Source organism: Bacillus massiliglaciei, from assembly GCF_900098925.1.
In the GTDB taxonomy this organism is placed as follows: domain Bacteria; phylum Bacillota; class Bacilli; order Bacillales; family DSM-1321; genus Peribacillus; species Peribacillus massiliglaciei.
The window spans coordinates 154,963-176,106 of the sequence record NZ_LT622357.1; the positions used below are offsets into that span (position 1 = coordinate 154,963).

At 43.8% G+C, this 21,144-nt stretch carries 19 protein-coding genes; 2 read left to right on the forward strand and 17 right to left on the reverse strand.

Features of this window, described 5'->3' with window-relative positions:
• Positions 1–2: 2 nt before the first annotated feature.
• The 6 genes from BQ4305_RS06460 to BQ4305_RS06485 all read right to left on the reverse strand — a co-directional run bounded on the left by BQ4305_RS06460 (position 3) and on the right by BQ4305_RS06485 (position 5,642).
• Positions 3–788 (reverse strand): TerC family protein, encoded by a 786-nt coding sequence (locus BQ4305_RS06460; protein WP_110927033.1) that lies wholly within the window; start codon positions 786–788, stop codon positions 3–5.
• 59 nt (positions 789–847) lie between these two features.
• Positions 848–1,426, reverse strand: a complete 579-nt coding sequence (locus tag BQ4305_RS06465) for a TerD family protein (RefSeq protein ID WP_110927034.1) — start codon at positions 1,424–1,426, stop codon at positions 848–850.
• 43 nt (positions 1,427–1,469) lie between these two features.
• Positions 1,470–2,048 (reverse strand): TerD family protein, encoded by a 579-nt coding sequence (locus tag BQ4305_RS06470; protein ID WP_110927035.1) that lies wholly within the window; start codon positions 2,046–2,048, stop codon positions 1,470–1,472.
• A gap of 60 nt (positions 2,049–2,108) precedes the next feature.
• Positions 2,109–2,744 carry a TerD family protein gene (locus tag BQ4305_RS06475; RefSeq protein ID WP_110927036.1) on the reverse strand — a complete coding sequence of 212 codons (636 nt, stop codon included), beginning with the start codon at positions 2,742–2,744 and terminating at the stop codon, positions 2,109–2,111.
• Between the two features lie 161 nt (positions 2,745–2,905).
• Positions 2,906–4,003: a toxic anion resistance protein gene (locus tag BQ4305_RS06480; RefSeq protein ID WP_110927037.1), complete on the reverse strand. Its 1,098-nt coding sequence runs from the start codon at positions 4,001–4,003 to the stop codon at positions 2,906–2,908.
• 22 nt (positions 4,004–4,025) lie between these two features.
• Entirely contained in the window at positions 4,026–5,642 is a 1,617-nt protein-coding gene (locus tag BQ4305_RS06485) for a YceG family protein (protein ID WP_199880594.1), read from the reverse strand.
• Positions 5,643–5,857: 215 nt separating this feature from the next.
• Between BQ4305_RS06485 and BQ4305_RS06490 the strand changes: the two genes are divergently transcribed.
• Positions 5,858–6,238 (forward strand): hypothetical protein, encoded by a 381-nt coding sequence (locus BQ4305_RS06490; protein ID WP_110927039.1) that lies wholly within the window; start codon positions 5,858–5,860, stop codon positions 6,236–6,238.
• A 15-nt stretch (positions 6,239–6,253) separates the two neighbouring features.
• The gene (locus BQ4305_RS06495; protein ID WP_110927040.1) at positions 6,254–7,519 is read left to right on the forward strand and encodes an erythromycin esterase family protein; all 1,266 of its coding nucleotides are present in this window, start codon (positions 6,254–6,256) and stop codon (positions 7,517–7,519) included.
• Between the two features lie 55 nt (positions 7,520–7,574).
• Here the strand turns inward: BQ4305_RS06495 and BQ4305_RS06500 are convergent, their stop codons facing one another.
• The 11 genes from BQ4305_RS06500 to BQ4305_RS06550 form a co-directional block, all read right to left on the reverse strand.
• The gene (locus tag BQ4305_RS06500; RefSeq protein WP_110927041.1) at positions 7,575–8,282 is read right to left on the reverse strand and encodes an ABC transporter ATP-binding protein; all 708 of its coding nucleotides are present in this window, start codon (positions 8,280–8,282) and stop codon (positions 7,575–7,577) included.
• Positions 8,282–9,061, reverse strand: coding sequence for an ABC transporter ATP-binding protein (locus BQ4305_RS06505; protein ID WP_110927042.1), 780 nt, complete (start codon positions 9,059–9,061; stop codon positions 8,282–8,284). The genes BQ4305_RS06500 and BQ4305_RS06505 overlap by 1 nt, the downstream gene beginning before the upstream one ends.
• Entirely contained in the window at positions 9,036–9,998 is a 963-nt protein-coding gene (locus BQ4305_RS06510) for a branched-chain amino acid ABC transporter permease (RefSeq protein ID WP_110927043.1), read from the reverse strand. Before BQ4305_RS06510 ends, BQ4305_RS06505 begins: the two co-directional genes overlap by 26 nt.
• Before the next feature lie 15 nt (positions 9,999–10,013).
• Positions 10,014–10,892, reverse strand: coding sequence for a branched-chain amino acid ABC transporter permease (locus BQ4305_RS06515; protein WP_110927044.1), 879 nt, complete (start codon positions 10,890–10,892; stop codon positions 10,014–10,016).
• A 109-nt stretch (positions 10,893–11,001) separates the two neighbouring features.
• Positions 11,002–12,177: an ABC transporter substrate-binding protein gene (locus BQ4305_RS06520; protein ID WP_110927045.1), complete on the reverse strand. Its 1,176-nt coding sequence runs from the start codon at positions 12,175–12,177 to the stop codon at positions 11,002–11,004.
• A 566-nt stretch (positions 12,178–12,743) separates the two neighbouring features.
• Complete coding sequence (locus tag BQ4305_RS06525; protein ID WP_110927046.1) at positions 12,744–13,505, reverse strand: tRNA threonylcarbamoyladenosine dehydratase; 762 nt, start codon at positions 13,503–13,505, stop codon at positions 12,744–12,746.
• A gap of 356 nt (positions 13,506–13,861) precedes the next feature.
• On the reverse strand, positions 13,862–14,752 hold the full coding sequence (gene galU / locus BQ4305_RS06530) for a UTP--glucose-1-phosphate uridylyltransferase GalU (protein ID WP_110927047.1): 891 nt from the start codon (positions 14,750–14,752) through the stop codon (positions 13,862–13,864).
• 687 nt (positions 14,753–15,439) lie between these two features.
• Positions 15,440–16,432, reverse strand: a complete 993-nt coding sequence (locus BQ4305_RS21825; protein WP_234396889.1) for a Two component regulator three Y domain-containing protein — start codon at positions 16,430–16,432, stop codon at positions 15,440–15,442.
• 30 nt (positions 16,433–16,462) lie between these two features.
• Positions 16,463–19,174: a glycosyltransferase gene (locus BQ4305_RS06540; protein WP_110927048.1), complete on the reverse strand. Its 2,712-nt coding sequence runs from the start codon at positions 19,172–19,174 to the stop codon at positions 16,463–16,465.
• Between the two features lie 4 nt (positions 19,175–19,178).
• Positions 19,179–19,649 carry a hypothetical protein gene (locus tag BQ4305_RS06545; protein WP_199880595.1) on the reverse strand — a complete coding sequence of 157 codons (471 nt, stop codon included), beginning with the start codon at positions 19,647–19,649 and terminating at the stop codon, positions 19,179–19,181.
• Between the two features lie 283 nt (positions 19,650–19,932).
• Positions 19,933–21,060, reverse strand: a complete 1,128-nt coding sequence (locus BQ4305_RS06550; RefSeq protein WP_110927050.1) for a M20 family metallopeptidase — start codon at positions 21,058–21,060, stop codon at positions 19,933–19,935.
• Positions 21,061–21,144: the final 84 nt, after the last annotated feature.

Consider the following 21,144-nt stretch of genomic DNA (forward strand, 5'->3'; position numbering starts at 1 on the left):
TGTTATGAATTAGATGCTTCGCTCTTATTCTGATTCGCCCGAAGCTTATGGACTACGAATGTCCCAAGGAACGTAAGGACGATAACGCTGAAGAAGATAAACTCTTCAATATGGAAACCAAAGGCGCCGGCTACCATCTTGATTCCGATCAGAATGATCAGAACGAAAGCAGTCGTTTCAAACTCTGGCACTTTGTCAATCAGTTTTAGGAAGATTTGAGCCACTCCCCGCATCATCAAGACACCAAGGATTCCTCCGAGGAACAATACCCAAACTTGATTGCTGATTCCGAATGCGGCGATGACGGAGTCGATACTGAACACGATATCCATCATTTCCACGGCAACGACGGTACCCCAGAAGTTACCGAATATACGAATCAGAAGGCCCTGGCGTTTCAGCGCCTTTTCTTCATCTTCATCCTGGTCTTCAGCCTCTTTATGTTTCTTCATTTTAATAAAGTGACTGATTGAAAGCCAAATCAGATACGCACCGCCGAGAATTTGAATCCATGTGTACTGAATCAGGTAAACCCCGACACCGATTGCGATGAAGCGGAAGACATAGGCACCAAGAATCCCATAGAACAGCGCCTTCCGTCTTTGCTCTGGAGGCAAGTGTTTTACCATGACGGCCAAGACAAGGGCATTATCCGCAGACAGAAGCCCTTCCAGTATAATCAGCGTTCCAATGACTGCCCATGTGGCAGGATCGCTCAATACTCCCTGCAGTGTTTCCCAATTAAAGAAACTGGCATAGGAATCCATAATTCCGTGCAAAAAATCCATGTATATGATCTCCTTTAAATGCCAGGGGCTTGTTCGCTCCTGGCATCGATGTTTTTTTATTAAACTTGAAGTCCGTAATTTTGGCATAAAGCAGCAAGTCCGCCGGAAAATCCGCTGCCGATGGCATTGAATTTCCACTCGTTCCCATGGCGGTAGAGCTCACAGATGACAAGCGCTGTTTCAATCGAGAAGTCTTCTCCCAAATCATAACGGAGCACTTCTGCGCCTGTCTCTTCATTCACAACACGCACAAACGCATTCGATACCTGACCGAAGTTCTGGCTGCGCTGCACGGCATCATGAATGGTTACCGTAATGGCCACCTTATGGACATGGGAAGGAACCTTTGTAAAATCAATGACGATCTGCTCGTCATCTCCGTCCCCTTCCCCGGTGCGGTTATCGCCCGTATGGACGACCGCTCCGCTTGGATCCTGAAGATTGTTGTAAAAAACGAAATCCAAATCATTCGTGCATGTGTTATTTTGATCGACTAGGAAAGCAGAGGCATCCAGGTCAAAATCATAGCCGCCGGAATATTTATTCGTATCCCAGCCAAGACCGATAATCGCCTTTGTCAGGCCGGGATTCGTCTTTGTCAGATCAATCCGCTGGCCTTTAGATAATGAAATGGTCATGAACATTCATCCTCTCTCAAATAGTAACAGTCTGTTCCATTTCTCAGATAGATAAACCGTAATCTGTTACAAGAGCTGCCAATCCGCCTTGATAGCCGCTGCCGATCGCGTTGAATTTCCACTCACCGTTATGGCGGTACAATTCCGCAACTACGATTGCCGTTTCGATTGAGAAGTCTTCGCCAAGATCATAACGGATCAATTCTTCATTGCTGTCATCGCTCACGATACGGACAAAAGCATTGGATACCTGGCCAAAGTTCTGGCTACGCGCCTCAGCATCATGAATGGTTATAGTGAAAGCGATTTTTTCGATATCGGCCGGAACGGCTTTCAAGTCGATTTTAATTTTCTCGTCGTCTCCGTCCCCTGCTCCTGTCAAATTGTCGCCCGTATGTACAACGGACCCGTTGCCGCCTTGAAGGTTATTAAAGAAAACAAAATCCTTTTCGGAGTTTACTTTGCCTTGTGCATTTAATAGAAAAACGGAAGAATCGAGGTCAAAGTCATTGCCTCCGTCATATTTATTCGTATCCCAGCCAAGACCGACTGTTAAGTGCTGAAGGCCTGGGTTTCCTTTTGTTAAGTCCACTTTTTGTCCTTTGCTTAAAGAAATAGCCATGATTGCATTACCTCGCTTTTTTTTAGTTGGAGTTTTGGTGCTGTTCTTTCAGCTTGTTAGTTACACGTATTTATTCGCAATTTCAGAAAGGGACTTGTCAACTGTTCCGTTGCCGATGGCATTGAACTTCCACTCACCCTGATGGCGGTAAATTTCGCCGACCACAAGAGAAGTAAGCCCTGCATAACTGTCGGTCAGGTTGAAATGTACAAGCTCCTGGTTCGTAGAATTATCCACTAAACGGATGAAAGCATTTTGGATTAATCCAAAGTCCTGCTTCCTTCTTTCACAATCATAAATGTTTACGATGAACACCAATCTGTGAATGGATGGAGAAATGGCACCCAGATTCACACTGATCTGCTCGTCATCCCCGTCACCGTCTCCAGTCAGGTTATCACCTGAATGCCTGATGCTTCTGTCCTGGCTTTCTTTATTGCCGAAATAAATCAAATTCTTCTTATCTGTCAATTTCCCTTTTTCATCAAGAAGAATAACGGAAGCATCACAGTCCACACTCGGTCCTGCAGCGGCACCGCCGCCTCCTCCGAACAATCCGCCAAGCAAACCTTTGCCCTTTGGCTTTTCAGCTGCTGATTTCACCGGGTCCCAGCCCAGTCCAACCGTAATGGATGACAGCCCGGCTCTTCCTTTTGTCAGGTCTACCTTTTGTCCTTTTTGCAATGAGATTGCCAAATTGAAACCCTCCCTTTTCAAAAATCACGCTTGCGTGATTTATTTAACTGTAACATGTCTGAATGGCACATACAATTTAAAATACTTTTTATTTTTCACTATTTTTATAGGGGACATTCGGGAATCCCGTCCAGTCCCCTGTTTTGATACGTTTTAGCGGTTTACGCTTTCAGCTGTTTGTTTCTGTATTTCTCCTGAAGTTCAAGCAGACGCTTTTGACCTTCCTCACGTGTGCGTTTGTTTTCTTCCTCGATCCGTTTCGTTTCTTCCATTCCGTTCAGGATAATATTGAAGGATTCCTCAATCGTTTCGATCTTGATGCTCGGTGCACCGGCCAATTTCGCAATATCCGTACTTTGAGTTGAGATATTCTGGGCGTTTCTCAGCAGCATTTCATTGGTGCGCCGGTCCAATTCGCTCATCGAATCTGCTACAAGCTTCTGCCTTTTAGCGGCCACGGCCTGAATTAAACCATTTTTGAAAATCGGAATGGTTGTGACAAAAGCAGAATTGATTTTCCCGATCAGCTTCGTATTCCCACGCTGCAGCAGGCGGATTTGCGGCGCTGTCTGCAAAGCAACGGCCTTCGCCATTTCCAGGTCATAGACTCTTTGCTCCAAAGCCTCCAGACCATTGCGCACCGTTTCAAGCTCCATGGCAGCAATCTGGTCTCCGGACTGCGCCCTCTGCTCGACCTGCGGAAGGAGCTGTGTTCTGATTTCCTCCGCTTTCATCTCACCGGCAATCGCATATTTTTCGAGAGCCAAGTAATAATTAAAGTTCTGCTCATACATTTCTTCCAAATTATTTGTGGAGGAAACCATCTCATCCTGGTACTTGGAGATTTCCACATAAATCTTATCAATCTCGCTGCCCATTGACTGATATTTGCCGAAAATCTTCTCAATCATCTTCTCGCCGCGGCTGAATAGCTTTCCGAACAGTCCCTTTTTCTCCTCGGCGAAATCCTTGCTGTCGAACTTGTCCATAATTTTTCCAAGCTGCTTTAACAGCTCGCTTGAATCCTCCATGGAGCTCGACCGCATGGAATTAAGGATGCGGTCGGAGAATTTGGAAATCTCGTTAGCAGGCTCTTTTCCGAATTCAAGCAAAGCCAGCTGATCCTTCACATCAACCTGTTCTGCAAGATGTAATACATCCGGCTCTTTTCTCAGCTGAAATTTAATTTCCTCTGTTTTATTTAACGCAATTTCATTTGAATTTTCATCAATGATTTCTGTACTGTTGATTCGTACCATACTATCCCTCTTTCCTCACTTTTTACTTTTTAAAAATTCTCCGCCAGATCGGCACCTTTGGCTCCTGGTATTCCAGTTCAAACTCAAAGTGTTCCATTAAATGTACATCATAGTATTTTTCATCAATATAGAGTTCGATATCGCGCAGCCCGGACGGGTTGAACAGGATGATGTCGAAGCCGAGCTCTTTTAGAAGCAAGAGCAGGGCTGCATCTGCCCTGTCAAAGGTTCCCTTCGTTCCGCTGTTATACAGGACGGCCCGCGGCACATACTGCGGATAATCAAACTTGACCAGCAGAGCCAGAAATGGTTTTGGCAGGCTCGTCAGCTGGGTAAACAGGAAGAGTTTCGTATCCTCCGGCGACTCATGCGGCTCCGGCTTCAGTTTGGGACTCGCACATACCCGGGAAATCCCCGCAGCCACTGCCTCCTGAACTCCAAGCGGGAGCTGCTTCAGCCTCCACCAGACACTGTTCATCATTTTTTCCAGATCCAGTGTTCCGTCAGGGCCGAGGGCATGCTGGTAATGATATTGGAAATTCCCCTTAACCGGCTCCCTGATTGGATACGTATGAATGAAATAAGACAGGTCACCGGACTTCAGTTCCTCAATTTTTTCCCAGTATTCATTCTCGCTTGCTGTCACGCCCGATACCTTTGCAAAAAGGGAAGGAATATGGACTTCATTTCCTTCCACAAAAAAGTTTGGACGGATAAAGGCCCGTTCCCTGCTCATTAAAAATAGTTCGTCAAAGGTTGTTTTCAATGTCAAGGATACCGGCCGGTGCGAACGGTACTGCCAAGGCTTGAAGATGGGCGACTGCTCATCATGGAGAATCTGTTCGATTTCCTTTGAGGCCCGGTAGGCAACCGTCGCTTTGCGGTCTGGCCGCTTCTCCGGGAACGGTCTCGGCTCCCTTGTGTCCGGATAGCGCTGGACAGCCATGGCCTTTCCTTCTGGATCAAGCTCGGCGAAGATATCTGTTCCTGCCGGGTGGAAAATCAGCATATCAAATCCGGCAAGCAGAATAAAATACAGAAAATATCGCTCGCTTTTCGTTGCGTCCCCATACCATAAAACAGCAGGCACGCTCTTTCCATCCCAATCACGGAGGAGTCCGTCCGCATGATTCCAGAGCCACTTGACTAAATCAGTAATCACCCTCCTGGAATCTGGATGTCCAAGCCCTTCTGGATGATGGCCGGCAAACGCAGACAGCACTTCCTTGACTGATTCACGAATATGCCGGTGCAGCGCTGCATCATCATAGGAGGGAATCAGCTGTTTCCCTTCCAAGAAAGCAATGAAGCGGTTCACGGACAGCTGTTCATTTTGATGGATCATCAGCACTTCCTGAAGTGCCTGGAATTTGCCGGAATCAAACTCCTTGATCAGCCGGCCATTCCATCTATGTATAGACGGTTTAGAAGCTACATGAAATAAGGTCAAATAATACTCATCTTCATCCCGGGGAACTCCCAGGAATCGGGCGGCAAGCCGGCCGAATTGAAATGTTTGTTCAGTAATTTGATAATGGTCTCTTTCTGTACAATCCTTCTCCAGGATTTTCTTCCATTCTTCGTCTTTGAAGTGAAGGAGGACCGGGTCGATCTTTTTATATGGATCAAAAGCACCCACGGATAATTCCCCTTTCTTAATGGTTACTTCCTTTTATTATAACGTATGGGCCGCCAAAAAGTTTCAGATAGCCCTCCGAATTTTTTGGAGAATTCTGCCTCCAGGAGAACAAAATGTGACAGAGATACGATTTCCGAATCATCCAGCAGCTTTGATAGAATCGCAGCGCATTGGAAATCCTACCATTATGTTTGTCTGATGAACGGAGGGTTAATATGGATAAAGACAACATAAGAGATTTGAATCCGCAAAAGCTGAAAGAGATCCAGTCCGTCACGGACCGAATATCGTTTACGAAAAACTTCCGTTCGGCAACGGCCGAGGAATGGTACGTGTTCATCCCTGGATTTCAAGACCCTATAACAGGAGGCGCCGCCGGAAAAGCCATAGTCCATTATCATCTTTACGGGAACAAAGACATGTTCATTCATACGACGGTCATTCTGGATGATCCTGCGCTTTATACGGCAGGAAACTCCCCGCTTGTGTACGCAATTTCTGATAAACTGATCCATTGTCTTGTCGGCTATGCAGATACTCTGCTCTCTGTACATGCCGGTGAGAATTCCTATACGGCTGAATACAAGGATACATAAGGAGGCTTTTTACTGATGAAGAAAAAAATCGTTCAGGCGATTGAAGAATATGCCGTCCCTCTGACAGGCTCCCGCGATTTGGACAGGCTGGTGAGGCAAATGGGGGACCCACGCTTCGTGCTGCTTGGAGAAGCGTCACATGGAACTTCTGAATTTTACACAACACGGACAGAGATTACAAAAAAATTAATGAAAGAAAAAGGATTCACCTTCGTTGCTGTCGAAGGGGACTGGCCGGCATGCCAGGCAGTGAATCGCTATGTAAAGGGCTATGATAAGGAAACGAAATCTGCCCGGGAACTTCTACGCGGCTTTGACCGCTGGCCGGCCTGGATGTGGGCCAACGAAGAAATCATTGACCTGATTGAATGGATGAAGGAATACAACCAATCCGTACCTCCTGTTATGGCCGGGTTTTACGGAATTGATGTATACAGCCTATGGGAATCGATGGAGGAAGTGATCCGCTATTTAACCAAAATTCATTCTCCTGAATTGGAGGCTGCAAAGAAAGCGTTCAGCTGCTTTGAACCATTTAACCGCAATCACGAGAAATATGCCGTTTCTGCAGGAATCTATCAGGAACATTGCATTGACGAGGCTGCCCGCCTCCTCACCGCTGTTCAGCAGAAAAAGGGAGAGTATCCGCACCAGGAAGAGCAGGACCTTAATCTTCAGGTCAATGCCTTGGCCGTCTATAATGCTGAAAATTATTACCGGACAATGGTTGTTCATGATGACCGCTCGTGGAATATTCGTGACATGCATATGACAGATGCCCTGAATGAAGTCATGAACTATTATGGCCATACCGGGAAGGCGATTGTCTGGGAACATAATACCCATATCGGCGATGCCCGGGCCACCGATATGAAAGAAGCCGGCATGGTCAATGTCGGACAGCTGCTCCGCGAACAGAATCTGCCGGGAGATGTGTATACGATCGGCTTTGGCACATACAGCGGGACTGTGATCGCCGCGGATGAATGGGGCGTTCCGTTCGATATCAAAACTGTGCCGCCGGCTATGAATGGCAGCTGGGAGGACGCGATGCATCAGTCCGGAGCTTATGATAAAATGCTGTTTTTCACGGAGGAAAATAAGCGGCATTTTCAGAAACGGATCGGCCACAGGGCCATCGGCGTCGTCTATCAGCCGGAATATGAGCAGTATGGCAATTATGTTCCGTCCGTTCTTTCTGACCTATATGACGCGTTTATTTTCATTGACCACACAAAAGCCCTCCGCCCGCTTTCTCTAAAAACAGAACCGATTCAATAGACATATAACAAAGACGGAGAAAAGGATGCTTTTCTCCGTCTTTGTTTTTCACCTGTTAATGTCCGCCAAGATAGGCTTTTTTTATATCTTCACTGTCATTTAGTTCGGCTGCAGTTCCGGAAAGAACGATTCTTCCTGTTTCAACGACATACGCCCGGTCCGCAATGGACAAAGCCAAGTTCGCATTTTGTTCCACAAGTAAAATCGTTGTCCCCGTTTCGTTGATTTCCTCAATAATCTTGAAAATTTGCTTCACCAAAAGCGGTGCAAGGCCCATGGAAGGCTCATCCAGAAGAAGCAGGCGCGGCTTTGCCATAAGTGCCCGGCCCATCGCCAGCATCTGCTGCTCACCGCCGGAAAGCGTCCCCGACTGCTGTTTCAAACGCTCCTTCAGCCTTGGGAACAGCTCATAGACCTTCTCCATATCCTCTTTGATTGCTTTCTTATCTTTTCTTAAAAATGCTCCAAGCTCCAAGTTTTCTTCAACACTCATGTTGGCAAATACCCGGCGCCCCTCAGGGACATGGGAGATGCCTTTTTTCACAATCGACTGCGCTGCTGAACCGCCGATCGGCCGGCCTTCAAAGTGCAGCTTGCCCTTCTTCGGCTTTAACAATCCGGAGATGGTCTTCAAAAGCGTACTTTTCCCTGCTCCGTTTGCCCCGATCAATGTCACAATTTCCCCTTGATTGATTTCCATGGAAATATCCTTCAAGGCCTGGATATTTCCATAATATACGTCAATGCCTTCAATCTTTAACATTAAGAAACCTCCTCGCCGAGATACGCTTCGATGACTTTCGGATTATTCCGGATGTCTTCCGGCGTTCCGGACGCAATCAGCTGACCGTGGTCCAGTACATAAATACGTTCACACACTCCCATAACCAGCGGCATATCATGCTCAATCAACAGAACGGTCAAGTCGAACTTCTCACGGATCAGCGCAATCAGCTTCATCAGTTCCTGTGTCTCATGGGGATTCATTCCCGCTGCCGGTTCATCCAGCAGCAGCAGTTTTGGATTGGCGGCAAGCGCCCGGGCGATTTCCAGGCGGCGCTGCTGACCATATGGCAGGTTCTTCGCCAGCTCGTTCCGATAATGGTCCAGGTTGAAGATTTTAAGAAACTCAATCGCCTTCTCTTCCATTTCCTTTTCCCCTTTAAAATGAGGAGGAAGCCGGAAAATCGAACTGAATATTCCGTGCTTTGCCAGTGAATGGTAAGCGACCTTTACATTATCAATCACCGAAAGATCACTGAACAGACGAATATTCTGGAAGGTCCGGCTGATTCCCTTCTGATTGATTTTATAGGGCGGCAGCTTGCGCAAATCTTTCCCTTCCAGTGAAATACTTCCTTCTGTCGGCACATAGACTCCTGTCAGCAGGTTGAAGAAGGTGGTCTTGCCCGCCCCATTCGGTCCGATCAGACCCACAAGCTCACCCGGATACAGTTCCGCATTCACCCCGGAGACAGCCTTCAGCCCTCCAAATTGGATTCCGACCGAGTCTACTTTAAGCAGCGGTTGTTTTGCTGTCATGCTTGCCTCCTCCTTTCCGTTTGAAGAGCGATGTGAATTCCTTCGTGCCCATCAAGCCCTGCGGACGGTAAATCATCATAATAATCAGCACAAGACTGTAAATGATCATCCTTGTCTCTGGATAGTCCTGCAGGAACGTCGTAACAATCGTCAATAGAATGGCTGCCAGCACCGCTCCGGACAGACTGCCCAGTCCGCCTAGCACAACAAAAATCAAGATATCGAACGATTTCAGGAACCCGAAGTTAGCAGGCTGAATGATGTAGAAGTTATGAGCATACAGGGCACCTGCCACACCGGCAAAAAAAGCGCCGATGGCAAAAGCAATAACCTTATAATACGTCGTATTGATGCCCATGGAATCAGATGCTGTCTCATCCTCGCGAATCGAGATACAGGCCCTGCCATGTGTCGAGGACGTAAAGTTTCGGATGACGAGAATCGTAATGAGTACCGCCGTAAATACCCACGGCCATGTCGTCATATGGCTGACCGACATGCCGCTCGCTCCTCCTACATAATCGACATTCAAGAGAGCAATCCGGACGATTTCCCCAAAACCAAGCGTCGCAATCGCCAAATAATCCCCTTTCAGCCTCAGGCTCGGAATGCCGATAATCAAACCGGCTATAGCTGCTGTAATTCCGCCGACAAGAATTGCAACGAAAAACGGCAGTTCCAGCTTCATCGTCATAATGGCCGAGGCATAGGCGCCGACTGCCAAAAACCCGGCATGGCCGATGGAAAACTGGCCGGTAATGCCAATGATCAGATGCAGACTGACTGCGAGAATAATATTAATGCCGATGTACATAATGGTATTTTGATAAAATTGGTTTAAAATCTGGCCGGTGATCATGTACTGAATCACCGCGAAGAAAATAAATGATAGCAGAATTGAGAGCCAAAAACCCTTTGCTCGTAAAAAAGTCGTCATCGCCTTGTCTCTCCCTTATACTTTTTCTCTTTTGTTCTTACCGAATAGACCCTGCGGCATGAAAATCAAAATAAGGATTAAGACGACAAATGCCGCGCCGTCACGCCATAAGGAATATCCCGCTGCGCTGACCAGTGCTTCGATGACGCCAAGGAGCAGCCCTCCGACCATGGCTCCGGGGATAATGCCAATCCCGCCGAGCACAGCCGCCACAAAAGCTTTCAGGCCTGGAAGAATCCCCATCAGCGGTTCAATCTTAATATAATAGATTCCAAAAATAACCCCTGCCGCTCCAGCCAGGGATGATCCAATCGCAAAAGTGGCTGAGATTGTATTATTAACGTTGATCCCCATCAGTCTCGCTGCGTCCGCATCAAAGGAAACAGCACGCATTGCCTTGCCAATCTTCGTTTTGTGGACGACAATCTGAAGGATAATCATCAGCGCAACCGCTATCCCAAAAATCAAAACAGACTGGCTGTTCACCGAAACTCCGAATAAATCAATCTTCGAAGCTGGCAGAACATCCTTTGGATAAGCTTCAGGCTGTGCGCCTCTTGCATAAATCACTCCGTATTCAATCAGCAGGGATACACCGATAGCCGTTATCAGTGCCGCAATCCTTGTCGCATTCCTCAGCGGTTTATAGGCAATCCGCTCGATCAGCACGCCGAACAGGGCACAGGCAGCCATCGAGATAAGCAGTGCCGGAAAGAAGGACAGATCCCAAATTGTAATTGTATAAAAGCCTATAAATGCCCCGACCATGAAGACATCGCCATGGGCAAAGTTAATCAGTTTGACAATCCCGTACACCATGGTGTACCCGAGGGCAATCAATGCATAAATGCTGCCAAGCGACAAACCGTTGACCAGCTGCTGTACCAGTTCCATATTCGACTCCCCTTGACTTCTTATATTTTGAATCGTTCGCGAATCCTGCTAGCCATCGTAAAAAAATGGGGAATAGAGGGATACATCCCCCTATTCCGTCACATATGTCTTATGGATTGATTTTTGTATTGAACACTTGCTCGCCGTCTTTGTATTCAAGAATGGAAGCCGACTTGATCGGATTATGCTTTTCATCCAGCGTAAACGTACCGGAAACGAGCTGCAGGTCTTTTGTATCTTCCAAGGCATCCTTAATTTTCTCAGAATCTGCTGATCCCGCACGCTTGATTGCATCCGCAAGGAAATAGCCTGTGTCATAGCCTAACGCATTGAAGGCATCCGGCGACTTATCTTTGTACTCTGCTTTAAATGCTTTCACAAAATTCTGGATTTTCTCATCAGGATCTCCTGAAGAATAATGATTCGTGATATATGTTTTGTTCAGCGCATCCGCCCCGGCAATCTCAACCAATTTCGGAGAATCCCAACCGTCGCCGCCCATAAATGGCATATCCAAACCGCTTTCCCTTGCCTGCTTGATAATCAGGCCGACTTCTTCATAATAGCCCGGAAGGAAAATGAAATCAGGCTTAGACGACTTCAGGCGTGTTAAGGTCGAACGGAAATCCGTATCTTTCGCAACATACGCTTCCTCTGCGACTACTTCTCCGCCGTTCTTTTCAAATTGCTCTTTAAATGCATTTGCCAGACCCTTTGAATAATCGCTGGAGCTGTCAATATAGACGGCCGCTTTCTTCGCACCGATTTCCTGTGTGGCGAAGTTTGCAGCTACCGTTCCCTGGAACGGATCGATGAAACTTGTCCGGAACGCATAATCCTTCAGTTCTCCGTCCGTATACGTAATGTCCGGGCTTGTCCCTGATGGGGAGATGAGAGGAACTTTGTTATCCTGCGCAATTTGGACCTGTGCAATGGTATTGCCGCTTGTCGCTGCCCCGACAATCGCGGAAACCTTATCCTGCGAAGTCAGCTTAAGCGCTCCGCTTGTGGCTTCTGAAGCCTCTGATTTATTATCTACTTTAATAAGTTCAATTTTCTTACCGTCAATGCCTTCTTTATTGATCTCCTCAATCGCAAGCTCCAGGCCTTCACTGATGGACTGGCCGTATGATGCCACGCCTCCGGAAAGCTCAAGATTCGCTCCTACTTTAATCGTGTCTCCCTCTTTCCCGCCGCCTTCATCCGAAGAACCTCCGCATCCCGCCAAGACTCCGGCTGCAAGAGAAAGAGATAGGAATGTACCTGCCAGCTTTTTCTTATTCATGTTCAATCCCCCCGTTTGTTTCATTTTGCTTTTTATAGAGCAAAATGAATTTAATTAAATATTACAAATAAAATAAATAATCTGAAAATAGAATACCCTATATTTCAGCCTCCGTCTATATATCTACAAAAATAATTTTCGAGATTTCAAAAACCAACCAGGGATTTATGACCCAATCCTATTTCCCCATCCAGTCAGGCAGACGATTTGATTGATCACTGTATCCTGTTAAAAAGAGAAAGCGGAAGAAAAAGCATTCATTATATTGATATCGGATTTCTACCAATGAAAGCGATTTCATAATTTAAGACAGCAACCTTCTTTCCTCCTAAATTATTCGCTGGGATTCATCCTTGTCCCCTAATGACTTTTCTTTTCATCCCCCCTGTCTCTACACTATATTACATGGTCTGTAGTTCATTCCAACTTCTTCAGCTGGAATAGTTCAAGTATAAATAAGGGCGTGGGACAGGGAAGAGGGATAGGAATGGAAATCCATGCAGATAAAAAAAGTATCAAATTTCTCAAAGAAATTTGATACCTTTTATGTTCAGTCTCTTTTGAAGTCAATCATTCACGCGCTTAATCTCGATATCCTTCAAAATATCACGGACCACCCAGCTTGCAGCGATTAAACCGGCAACGGACGGCACAAAAGCATTAGAGGAAGGCGGCATTTTCGCCTTACGGATTTTTGCATCATCCTTGCCGACCACTTTCCGGACATCTTCCCTGATGACAATTGGGCTCTCATCTGAAAAGACAACAGGAATCCCCTTCGTAATTCCTTCTTTGCGAAGCTTTGTCCGAATCACCTTAGCAAGCGGATCTGTATGGGTCTTCGAAATATCCGCAATCTGGAAGCGGGTCGGATCCATCTTATTCGCAGCGCCCATGCTTGAAATGATCTTAATGCCCCGCTTCAGACATTCTTTCATCAAATGGATTTTATATATAATGGTATCTGACGCATCAATGACATAATCGAGTCCATAGCTGAAAAACTCTTCATACGTTTCTTCAGTATAAAACATCTTTAGTGCAATGACTTCACAGTCCGGATTAATCTCTTTTACCCGGTCACGCATCAGCTCAACCTTCTGCTGGCCGACTGTTGAGACAAGCGCATGGATCTGCCGGTTCACATTCGTGATGTCAACATCATCCTTATCAACCAGAATAAGGCGGCCTACACCGGAACGGGCCAAAGCCTCAGCTGAGAAAGAACCGACGCCGCCGATGCCAAGAACGGCCACCGTCGAATTCTTTAACGTATCAAGTCCCTCTTTTCCGATGGCTAACTCATTTCGTGAAAACTGGTGCAGCATATCTATTCAACTCCAATATATTCTCTTACTATAAGTTTCCCAATCAAGAATATCCTATAAACCTGTTTTGTGACAAGTCAAAAAGGAAGTTAAGCAATTAGAATTCTCCTGACCCCTGACTCTTAGTCCCCATTATCCTGTTTCTCCCGAAGTCCGGCTTAATAAACATCCCCTTGGATCTTATGAAAGCTACTAGCTGGCATCAACCTCGATTATTTAACATCGCTGAAATGATTTCCTATTTACACCATTCACTATTAGCCAGATGAAAAGTTATAAGATTTAATATAGAATCTTTTCACATAAAAAAAGAAACCGACATTCGTGCCGATTTCCCCATCTAAATTAAGAACAAATCACTTTACAGAAATTCGTTTATACTTATTTAAGAGCGTTTCGATATAATCTAATATCTCTTCTCTAAGTTCCTCATTTTGTAAAGAGAATTCAAGTGTCGTTTTCACAAAACCTTCCACTACACCTACGTCGTGCCTTTCTCCTTCAAAATCATAAGCGTACACGGATTGTATTTCATTTAGCTTTTGAATAGCATCTGTTAACTGGATTTCTCCGCCAGCACCTGTTTCTTGATTTTCCAATAGATCGAAAATCTCCGGTGTTAAAACATACCTGCCCATAATGGCTAAATTTGACGGTGCTGTCCCCTGCTTTGGTTTTTCTACAAAACGTTTCACTTCATATTTCCGATCCATTTGCATTACTGGGTCGATGATTCCATATCTATGTGTATCTTCTGGGCTTACTTGCTGTACACCTATAACGGATGAGCCTGTTTCATCATATACATCCATTAATTGTTTGATAGAAGGCATATCGCTTTGGACGATATCATCTCCTAATAACACCGCAAATGGCTCATTACTGATGAATTTACGGGCGGACCATACCGCATGACCTAACCCCTTAGCTTCTTTCTGTCTAATATAATGAATATTTGCAAGATTAGAAGAGTGACGGACTTTCTCTAGCAGTTCGTACTTCCCGTTATTTTCAAGGGACATTTCTAATTCAAGAGCATTGTCAAAATGGTCTTCAATTGCCCGTTTATTTTTTCCTGTTACGATAATGATATCTTCAATTCCCGCGGCCACCGCTTCTTCGATAATATATTGAATGGTTGGTTTATCGACAATCGGAAGCATCTCTTTTGGCATAGCCTTTGTCGCCGGTAAAAACCGTGTTCCCAGCCCTGCTGCTGGAATAATGGCCTTTTTTATTTTGCTCATAATATAATCTCCCTTTCTATACCAAGTCTTCTATAAAAACTATTTGCACGACTATTAGCCTATATCTGTCAAAGCAGTTCTGATTTATACCATAATTAATACCTAAATAAATTGCACTTTTTATATATTAACCCATTTTCTTCTACTGGAAAAGAGCTGATAAAATTCCAATTATAACCAAGTTAATAAAAATCCAACATAAAAAAGAGAATAATTACATGAAAAAGAATATATTTTAAAAGGAAAACTTTCGATAACCGAAATTTTTTCTTTTATCCAATATTCTGCTAGCTTAAGTTCAAAAGTTTTTTCGGAAAGTAAAATGGTCAATAACTAGATAAGTTAATCTAGCTTATAAGTCTTACCTGTTATTCAATCTTCCATTTTCTAAAACTTTATTTGCTGCTCTCTACTTCCATAATAGCCTTCTGCCCAAAATTCTCTGTTGCCAAACTTTCATTTCAGATTTGTTTATTTATCGAAATTGTCCGTCTGCTTTGGCGTGAAGGCGATACAGCAAGATTAATCGCTTTACGTACGTTTTTCCTTGTACAACAGTTTGTCCCCTCATAGCAGGCGGTTTTACGTTTTGTTCTTTGGATTCCACAGTTTAATGTTCATAAAAAAACATGAACCGGTTCGAATCCGAATTCATGCTTTTTACGCTTTCATTCATTTCAAGTTTCTTTATCGATTTCGCTTTACAAGTATTGCTTTTGAAACACACGAGACTTTGTTATTTTTTTCATTGATCGTAAAGGCTTTTGCCTGATAGGTTCCTGCCTGTTCAAGTTTTGCTGAAAAGCTCTTATTAAGAGAGTAATTTATCATTTGAATTCTTTTCTTGTCATGATACAGATACCATGCGATTTGATTAGAAGCTGAGTCTGTTTCTGCATGAAACGTGCACTCTGCGCCTTTTCCTGCCTCTCCTTCAACCGTTTGGGTTACTTTTAATAAAGGATAATGAAGGAGTTCCCTGATCTTTCCTTTTAAGATGTCAGGGAAAAATTTGGCGACATCACTATGCTGGCTGTAGCTGCCTAAATCAAGCTGATACCTCATGTCACGCGTATCCAATAACGATAACAAAGGCTTCACATGATTCTCATAGTGAGGTTCCCGATCTCCTAAATGGATAAAAATGTCCGGTTTGTTTCTTGTGGCAGAGATCATGCGTGACATGATTTCATTAAGAAACAGATGATCTTCTTCATGTGAAGCACCCGACATGAAATGTGTAACATCTTCTGAGTTAGTCTGTTCTAAAAGATAATCTCCTAAGTAATATTGAGGGGATGCTGCAATAATATGATCAAAACCGTATTTGATTCCGTAATATAAAGCGGAATACCCTCCCTTACTAGATCCGCAGGAGATGAACGTCTTAATCTCATTTTCTTCCGCTATTTTACTGATTAACGAAATGACTGACCTTTCGATCGAAAAGTCTCTTTTTTCGCAAAGGTAGTAACTTGCTCTGCTTCCAAAGTCGTCAAGTATGAAAAGTTTATTACAATCGAACTCTGCAAGCGTTCGAACAAAATTATAGGAAGGCTTTTTTCCTTTTGTAGGAAAGGCGGAAAATATGATCACTAAACTGTTTGTTGGTTTATAGGATTTTTGGAAAAGATACTTTACTTCCCTCTCACCGATGTACACTTTTTCACCTTTAAACATTCGGATCTCCTTCTCACTCTATCAATTTTATCATTCACTAAAACGGGATAAGATCTCTTCAACCTCTCCGGCTTTATATAATTCTACAAATCCCTTTATTCCCTCATCCAGTACTTCGATATGGGGTTCATATAATGTATAGATTTCATAAAGAATATCCAATGCTTCCTTGGCATCTTTTTCTTCGAGATATTTAATCCTCTTTAGATACCAGTTTTCAAAGTAAAAATTAAACCTGGTGCTCATATATGCTTCCAATAAATCATGTTTTAATAAAAATGGCAGTTTTTCTTTTTCCAGAACAAAGTATTTATGAAAAAACTTCTTGGATACAGTGTTCGTAACCGATCCGGATACAGCAGCATAATAGATATGAATATCCAGGTCTATGACTTGTGTTTTCTTAGCATGTAAAAGTAATTCATAAAAGAATAAGGTATCCTGTCCGCCTGCGTTCTCAATCATTTTCAGATTGTTCTTCTGAATGATTTCCTTTTTAACAATCACTGCCTGTATACTTTGGGCTCTCAAGTCCGTTTTCCGAAGCAATGGTATGGCATTCGTGATCGTATCCTTTTGGATTGCCCGGCTGACCGTTTTATAATAATTAAAGGCCCCTCTCTTTACATTATCGAACTTCACCATATTGCCTATCGCCATATCAAGATCCTCATTCTGCTGTAACACTTCGAGCAATTGTGAATACCCGTCGTTGATTGCTTCATTATCTGGATCTAAATATGTGACGTACGCAGCAGATGCTAATTCAGCCCCTTTGTTCCTTGGCCGGGATGCACTTCCGCTTCCTCCGCCCTTATAGTAAAAGGTTTTTACATTCGGATATTCTTCACTTAAACGATCTATTATCGCTAATGTTTCCCAATCAGTTGAACCGTCATCAATCAGAATGATCTCCATTTCATCAAAAATACTGCTTCTCTTCAAACTCTGAAAACACTTAAAAAGCAAATGCTTGCCATTATTATAAACAGGGATAATGACAGATAAGGCGTATTGCCGATGAACAGCCGGCTTCACAGCTCGTGCCATTCTTTCGTCATACTCAAAGTGATCAATACTGTAGCCGTTCGGGATTTCTGCTTCTCCGTTCATATGTAATAAATCTTCAGCCGAAAAGCTTTTAGCCGAAAAAACGGAACGGAATTTATTTTTCATAACCCCTACGTAATCATGTTCACTCCCTTTCATTAAGGTGCCATCCCGATAATATCCATCCTTCGTGATATAATCAGAGTCCGTATATTTGAAACCATTGATCATATCTTCGAGGTAATATTCCTTATAAGTGGACGTTTCGTCAAAAAATGCAATGAAGTCATACTTCTCCCTGATTTCTTCATTGAAATCTTTTTCTAAAATCAGCTCTTTACAGTCATACGATTGACGATGAAAAGATTTCAGCACCTGTTCATTTTTGGTTTTTACGACTACTGCTGCTCTTTTTGGCGAATTGTCCTTGCTCGCCATTCCGATACACTCCAGCAAGTAATCGAACCGATCAAAGGTGGTTTTATCTCTGAAAACCTCTCTAATCCCGCTTACCTGATGCTGATAGACCTCTTCTTCATTCATGGAAAGAAGAATTTCTCCGGCTTCCTTCTTATCATGCACCATAAAAACATTTGGGAATTTATTATTCACTCCTACGCTGTAGTTTGATATGACCAGGTTCCCTAACGCCTGCAGTTCATACACTCTGTTCGCAAACATGGTGTCACTGTATTTCACCGAGTTTAAATTGATGCCCCAGTCATATAATTTATGGATTTTTTGTAAATAATGATGCGGAATAGAGGGGGCTATATATTTCAAATATTTTTCCGGAAAAAAATAATCCGGATGATTGATTGAATAGTTTCTGTCGATAATCAGTAAATCTTGGTTTGCTTCAATGAGTCCATCAAAGATGGTTTCAGTTTCCTTTTGCCTGTCCGGATATTTGTTTAACCACGAACCGGCAAAGAAGATTTCTTTTCTTTTCTCCTGCTTCTTCATATTGATCGGATTATGATAAAGCGGATTGATGCCAAACTCCAGCACAAAGACATGTTGGTTTTGGCAGTGATTTTTATAATCCTCCACTTTCTCGATCGCTGTTGTGAAGATATAGTCACACTCTGCAGCGATATCAATAAATTTATCATAGTTGACAGGATCCTCTTTTGAATAGAATACGACCTTTTTATTCTTCTTTTTGAATTCTCTGATCATTTCATATAATTCTCTTCTTCGATTGGAAGCAGGGTTCGCTACACCCCTCCATTCGTTGCCCAGTCCTTTCCATGTTGTCGCAACCAGAAATACATCCTGTTCCTGTATATGTTCTTTATAGTTTTCATAGGTCAAATATGTGAAGTTGGCCACGTCTTTAAAGGATTGGTATAAAAATTCATCCGCAATGATTCCGACGTTGACATTCCTTTTTTCAAAATACCTGGAGCCATTGCTGTCTGAAATGGATTCAAGCAAACCTTCCACTTCGCTAAAGTAGTTCTTTTGTGCTTCCCTCTCTTTTTTAGCAAGATATTCCTGGATATATTCTTCATCATAGGTATCAAGGATAAAGGGAACTTGATAAAGCTCGTTATTCAAATATCCTTCGATATCCCCTGATTGGATGAGATTTAATCGTTCTTTTCCATTTCTAATCGCCTTTCTGATTTCTGTTTGTTCTTTGTTTATCATGAGCAGGCGTCTTTCCATTTGTTCAATCTTCATCATTTTGTCACTGGCCCTTCCTGAATAATCTCATTTTCTTCCAATAAAAGAGTGTGATTTTCCCTAACTTAGAATGACTGATGGCATCATATCTTAGTTTCAATTTTTTATGTGCCAGTAAGAGCTGCTTTTCCTCATTCAGCATCTGCAGCATCTTTTCTTTGCTTTCGTTATGCGCCTGAATTTCTGCCGCAAGCTGCCTTTTTAATGTTTCGATAAGATTCTCTTGTTCGCGCTTTTCTTCAGACAGCTTTTCTATTTTCTGTAATAGCTGCTCATTATGGCTGCTTCTGTTGTGATCCTGCAAAGCATCTAATTTCCCAGATACCTTTTCGATCTCTTCTTTTATTTGTTCATGTCTAACTTGGCTGTTCTCTGTTTCTTTCAGTAATCGCTCCAGCATATCTTGTGCTGAAGCAGTTTTTAACAATTTAACATTCGCTGTATTTATCGCGCTGTGATTCTTATTGATCATCATTTCACTTCCCAAAATTTTCTGTCATGCAGAGTAAAAAGCCTCTTATTAAAAAATTTACTATTATATATGTTCTGATTCACTTATCATTATTGAACCTTTGTAGCCATTTCTTTAATCTTAGAACAACCGTACCACTTTAAATTCATCTCTGTCAGCAGTTGTAATGTAAAGATTTCTTAATATTTTGTAAATATTTTTGCGGCTTATATACAAGTCAGCTGTTTGGGAAGCTCACAATACAAAAAAGAGATCGAGAAATGTCTCTCGATCCCCTGTTTAATCCTTATTTCGATAATTCCTTCAGTAATTCCGCAAGCAGCTCTGTTCTCTCCATCAAGCTGTCGAGCTCTAAATATTCTTCTTCACTGTGTGCCTTTCCTCCAATCGGACCCAGTCCATCGACAGTAGCCGCTCCGGCTGCTGCGGTGAAAGAGGCGTCAGACCCGCCGCCTGTTGCGGTATCCGTGATGGGAATGCCAAGCTTCGTCCCTGCTCTTTGGATGAGGTCCAAAAGGGCCATCGTTTTATCCGATTTCGGCATTGGCGGCCGGTTGATTTTTCCGGTCAGGACAGTGCTTGTCCCTTCAATATACGTTGTGCTGCAAATTTTATCGATTTGCTCAAGCAGCGGCCCGCACTGATCCAGGGAGGCAATCCGGACATCAATATGGGCTTCAGCCTCTGCCGGTACGGTGTTCACCGCTGTTCCGCCGCTGATCAGGCCGCAGTTTACACTGATGCCGTGCTCATGATCATTGAGTTTTTGCAGATCAATGATCTTGTGGCATAGCTCTTCAATGGCGCTGATTCCCTTTTCAGGCTCGATTCCTGAATGGGCTGCCTTTCCTTCCACTGTAATATGGAATTGGCCTCCGCCCCGCCGTGATGTGACGAGAGATCCGTCAGGCCGGGCCGGCTCCATAACGAGGGCATATTTTTTGCTGCCCGCTTTTTCCCTGATAAGGCTGCGGGAGGTCGGCGACCCGATTTCTTCATCACTGTTCAGAATGATCACGATATTTTTCAGAGCCGGGTCCTTGGCTGCAGCCAGTCCCTTTATCGTATACAGGAGCTGAACCTGGCTGGCCTTCATGTCAGCAACTCCCGGTCCGTACGCCCTGCTTCCGACGATTTGAAAAGGCCTTTCGGCGGCTGTGCCTTCCGGAAACACTGTATCCATATGAGCCACAATTAAAATCTCGGCATCCTTTTCCTCTGGATGGCGGATCACAAGGTGGTTTCCCTGGATCTCTTCTTGTATGATTTCTACGGCAAGGCCCATTTTTTCATATTCTTCCTGCAATATTGCGCCGACTCGGTCCACGCCTTTCTTATTATGCGAACCGCTGTCGATATTGACCAGCGTTTTTAAAAGCTGAATCATTTCTTGTTCTTGTCTCAACCATTTCATCTACTTTCCTATTAATACGCCTTCATATAGTGTACTTTGTTTTCTCCTGGATGTGTATGGTTTTCTGGAAGGTTTTTGACAAAG

Bases quoted from the DNA above. Each gene is read 5' to 3' on its own strand.
- BQ4305_RS06460 (WP_110927033.1), bottom strand. From the start codon at position 788: ATGGATTTTTTGCACGGAATTATGGATTCCTATGCCAGTTTCTTTAAT.
- BQ4305_RS06465 (WP_110927034.1), bottom strand. From the start codon at position 1,426: ATGACCATTTCATTATCTAAAGGCCAGCGGATTGATCTGACAAAGACG.
- BQ4305_RS06470 (WP_110927035.1), bottom strand. From the start codon at position 2,048: ATGGCTATTTCTTTAAGCAAAGGACAAAAAGTGGACTTAACAAAAGGA.
- BQ4305_RS06480 (WP_110927037.1), bottom strand. From the start codon at position 4,003: ATGGTACGAATCAACAGTACAGAAATCATTGATGAAAATTCAAATGAA.
- BQ4305_RS06490 (WP_110927039.1), top strand. From the start codon at position 5,858: ATGGATAAAGACAACATAAGAGATTTGAATCCGCAAAAGCTGAAAGAG.
- BQ4305_RS06495 (WP_110927040.1), top strand. From the start codon at position 6,254: ATGAAGAAAAAAATCGTTCAGGCGATTGAAGAATATGCCGTCCCTCTG.
- BQ4305_RS06500 (WP_110927041.1), bottom strand. From the start codon at position 8,282: ATGTTAAAGATTGAAGGCATTGACGTATATTATGGAAATATCCAGGCC.
- BQ4305_RS06505 (WP_110927042.1), bottom strand. From the start codon at position 9,061: ATGACAGCAAAACAACCGCTGCTTAAAGTAGACTCGGTCGGAATCCAA.
- BQ4305_RS06510 (WP_110927043.1), bottom strand. From the start codon at position 9,998: ATGACGACTTTTTTACGAGCAAAGGGTTTTTGGCTCTCAATTCTGCTA.
- BQ4305_RS06515 (WP_110927044.1), bottom strand. From the start codon at position 10,892: ATGGAACTGGTACAGCAGCTGGTCAACGGTTTGTCGCTTGGCAGCATT.
- BQ4305_RS06520 (WP_110927045.1), bottom strand. From the start codon at position 12,177: ATGAATAAGAAAAAGCTGGCAGGTACATTCCTATCTCTTTCTCTTGCA.
- BQ4305_RS06525 (WP_110927046.1), bottom strand. From the start codon at position 13,505: ATGCTGCACCAGTTTTCACGAAATGAGTTAGCCATCGGAAAAGAGGGA.
- galU (WP_110927047.1), bottom strand. From the start codon at position 14,752: ATGAGCAAAATAAAAAAGGCCATTATTCCAGCAGCAGGGCTGGGAACA.
- BQ4305_RS21825 (WP_234396889.1), bottom strand. From the start codon at position 16,432: ATGTTTAAAGGTGAAAAAGTGTACATCGGTGAGAGGGAAGTAAAGTAT.
- BQ4305_RS06540 (WP_110927048.1), bottom strand. From the start codon at position 19,174: ATGATGAAGATTGAACAAATGGAAAGACGCCTGCTCATGATAAACAAA.
- BQ4305_RS06545 (WP_199880595.1), bottom strand. From the start codon at position 19,649: ATGATGATCAATAAGAATCACAGCGCGATAAATACAGCGAATGTTAAA.
- BQ4305_RS06550 (WP_110927050.1), bottom strand. From the start codon at position 21,060: ATGAAATGGTTGAGACAAGAACAAGAAATGATTCAGCTTTTAAAAACG.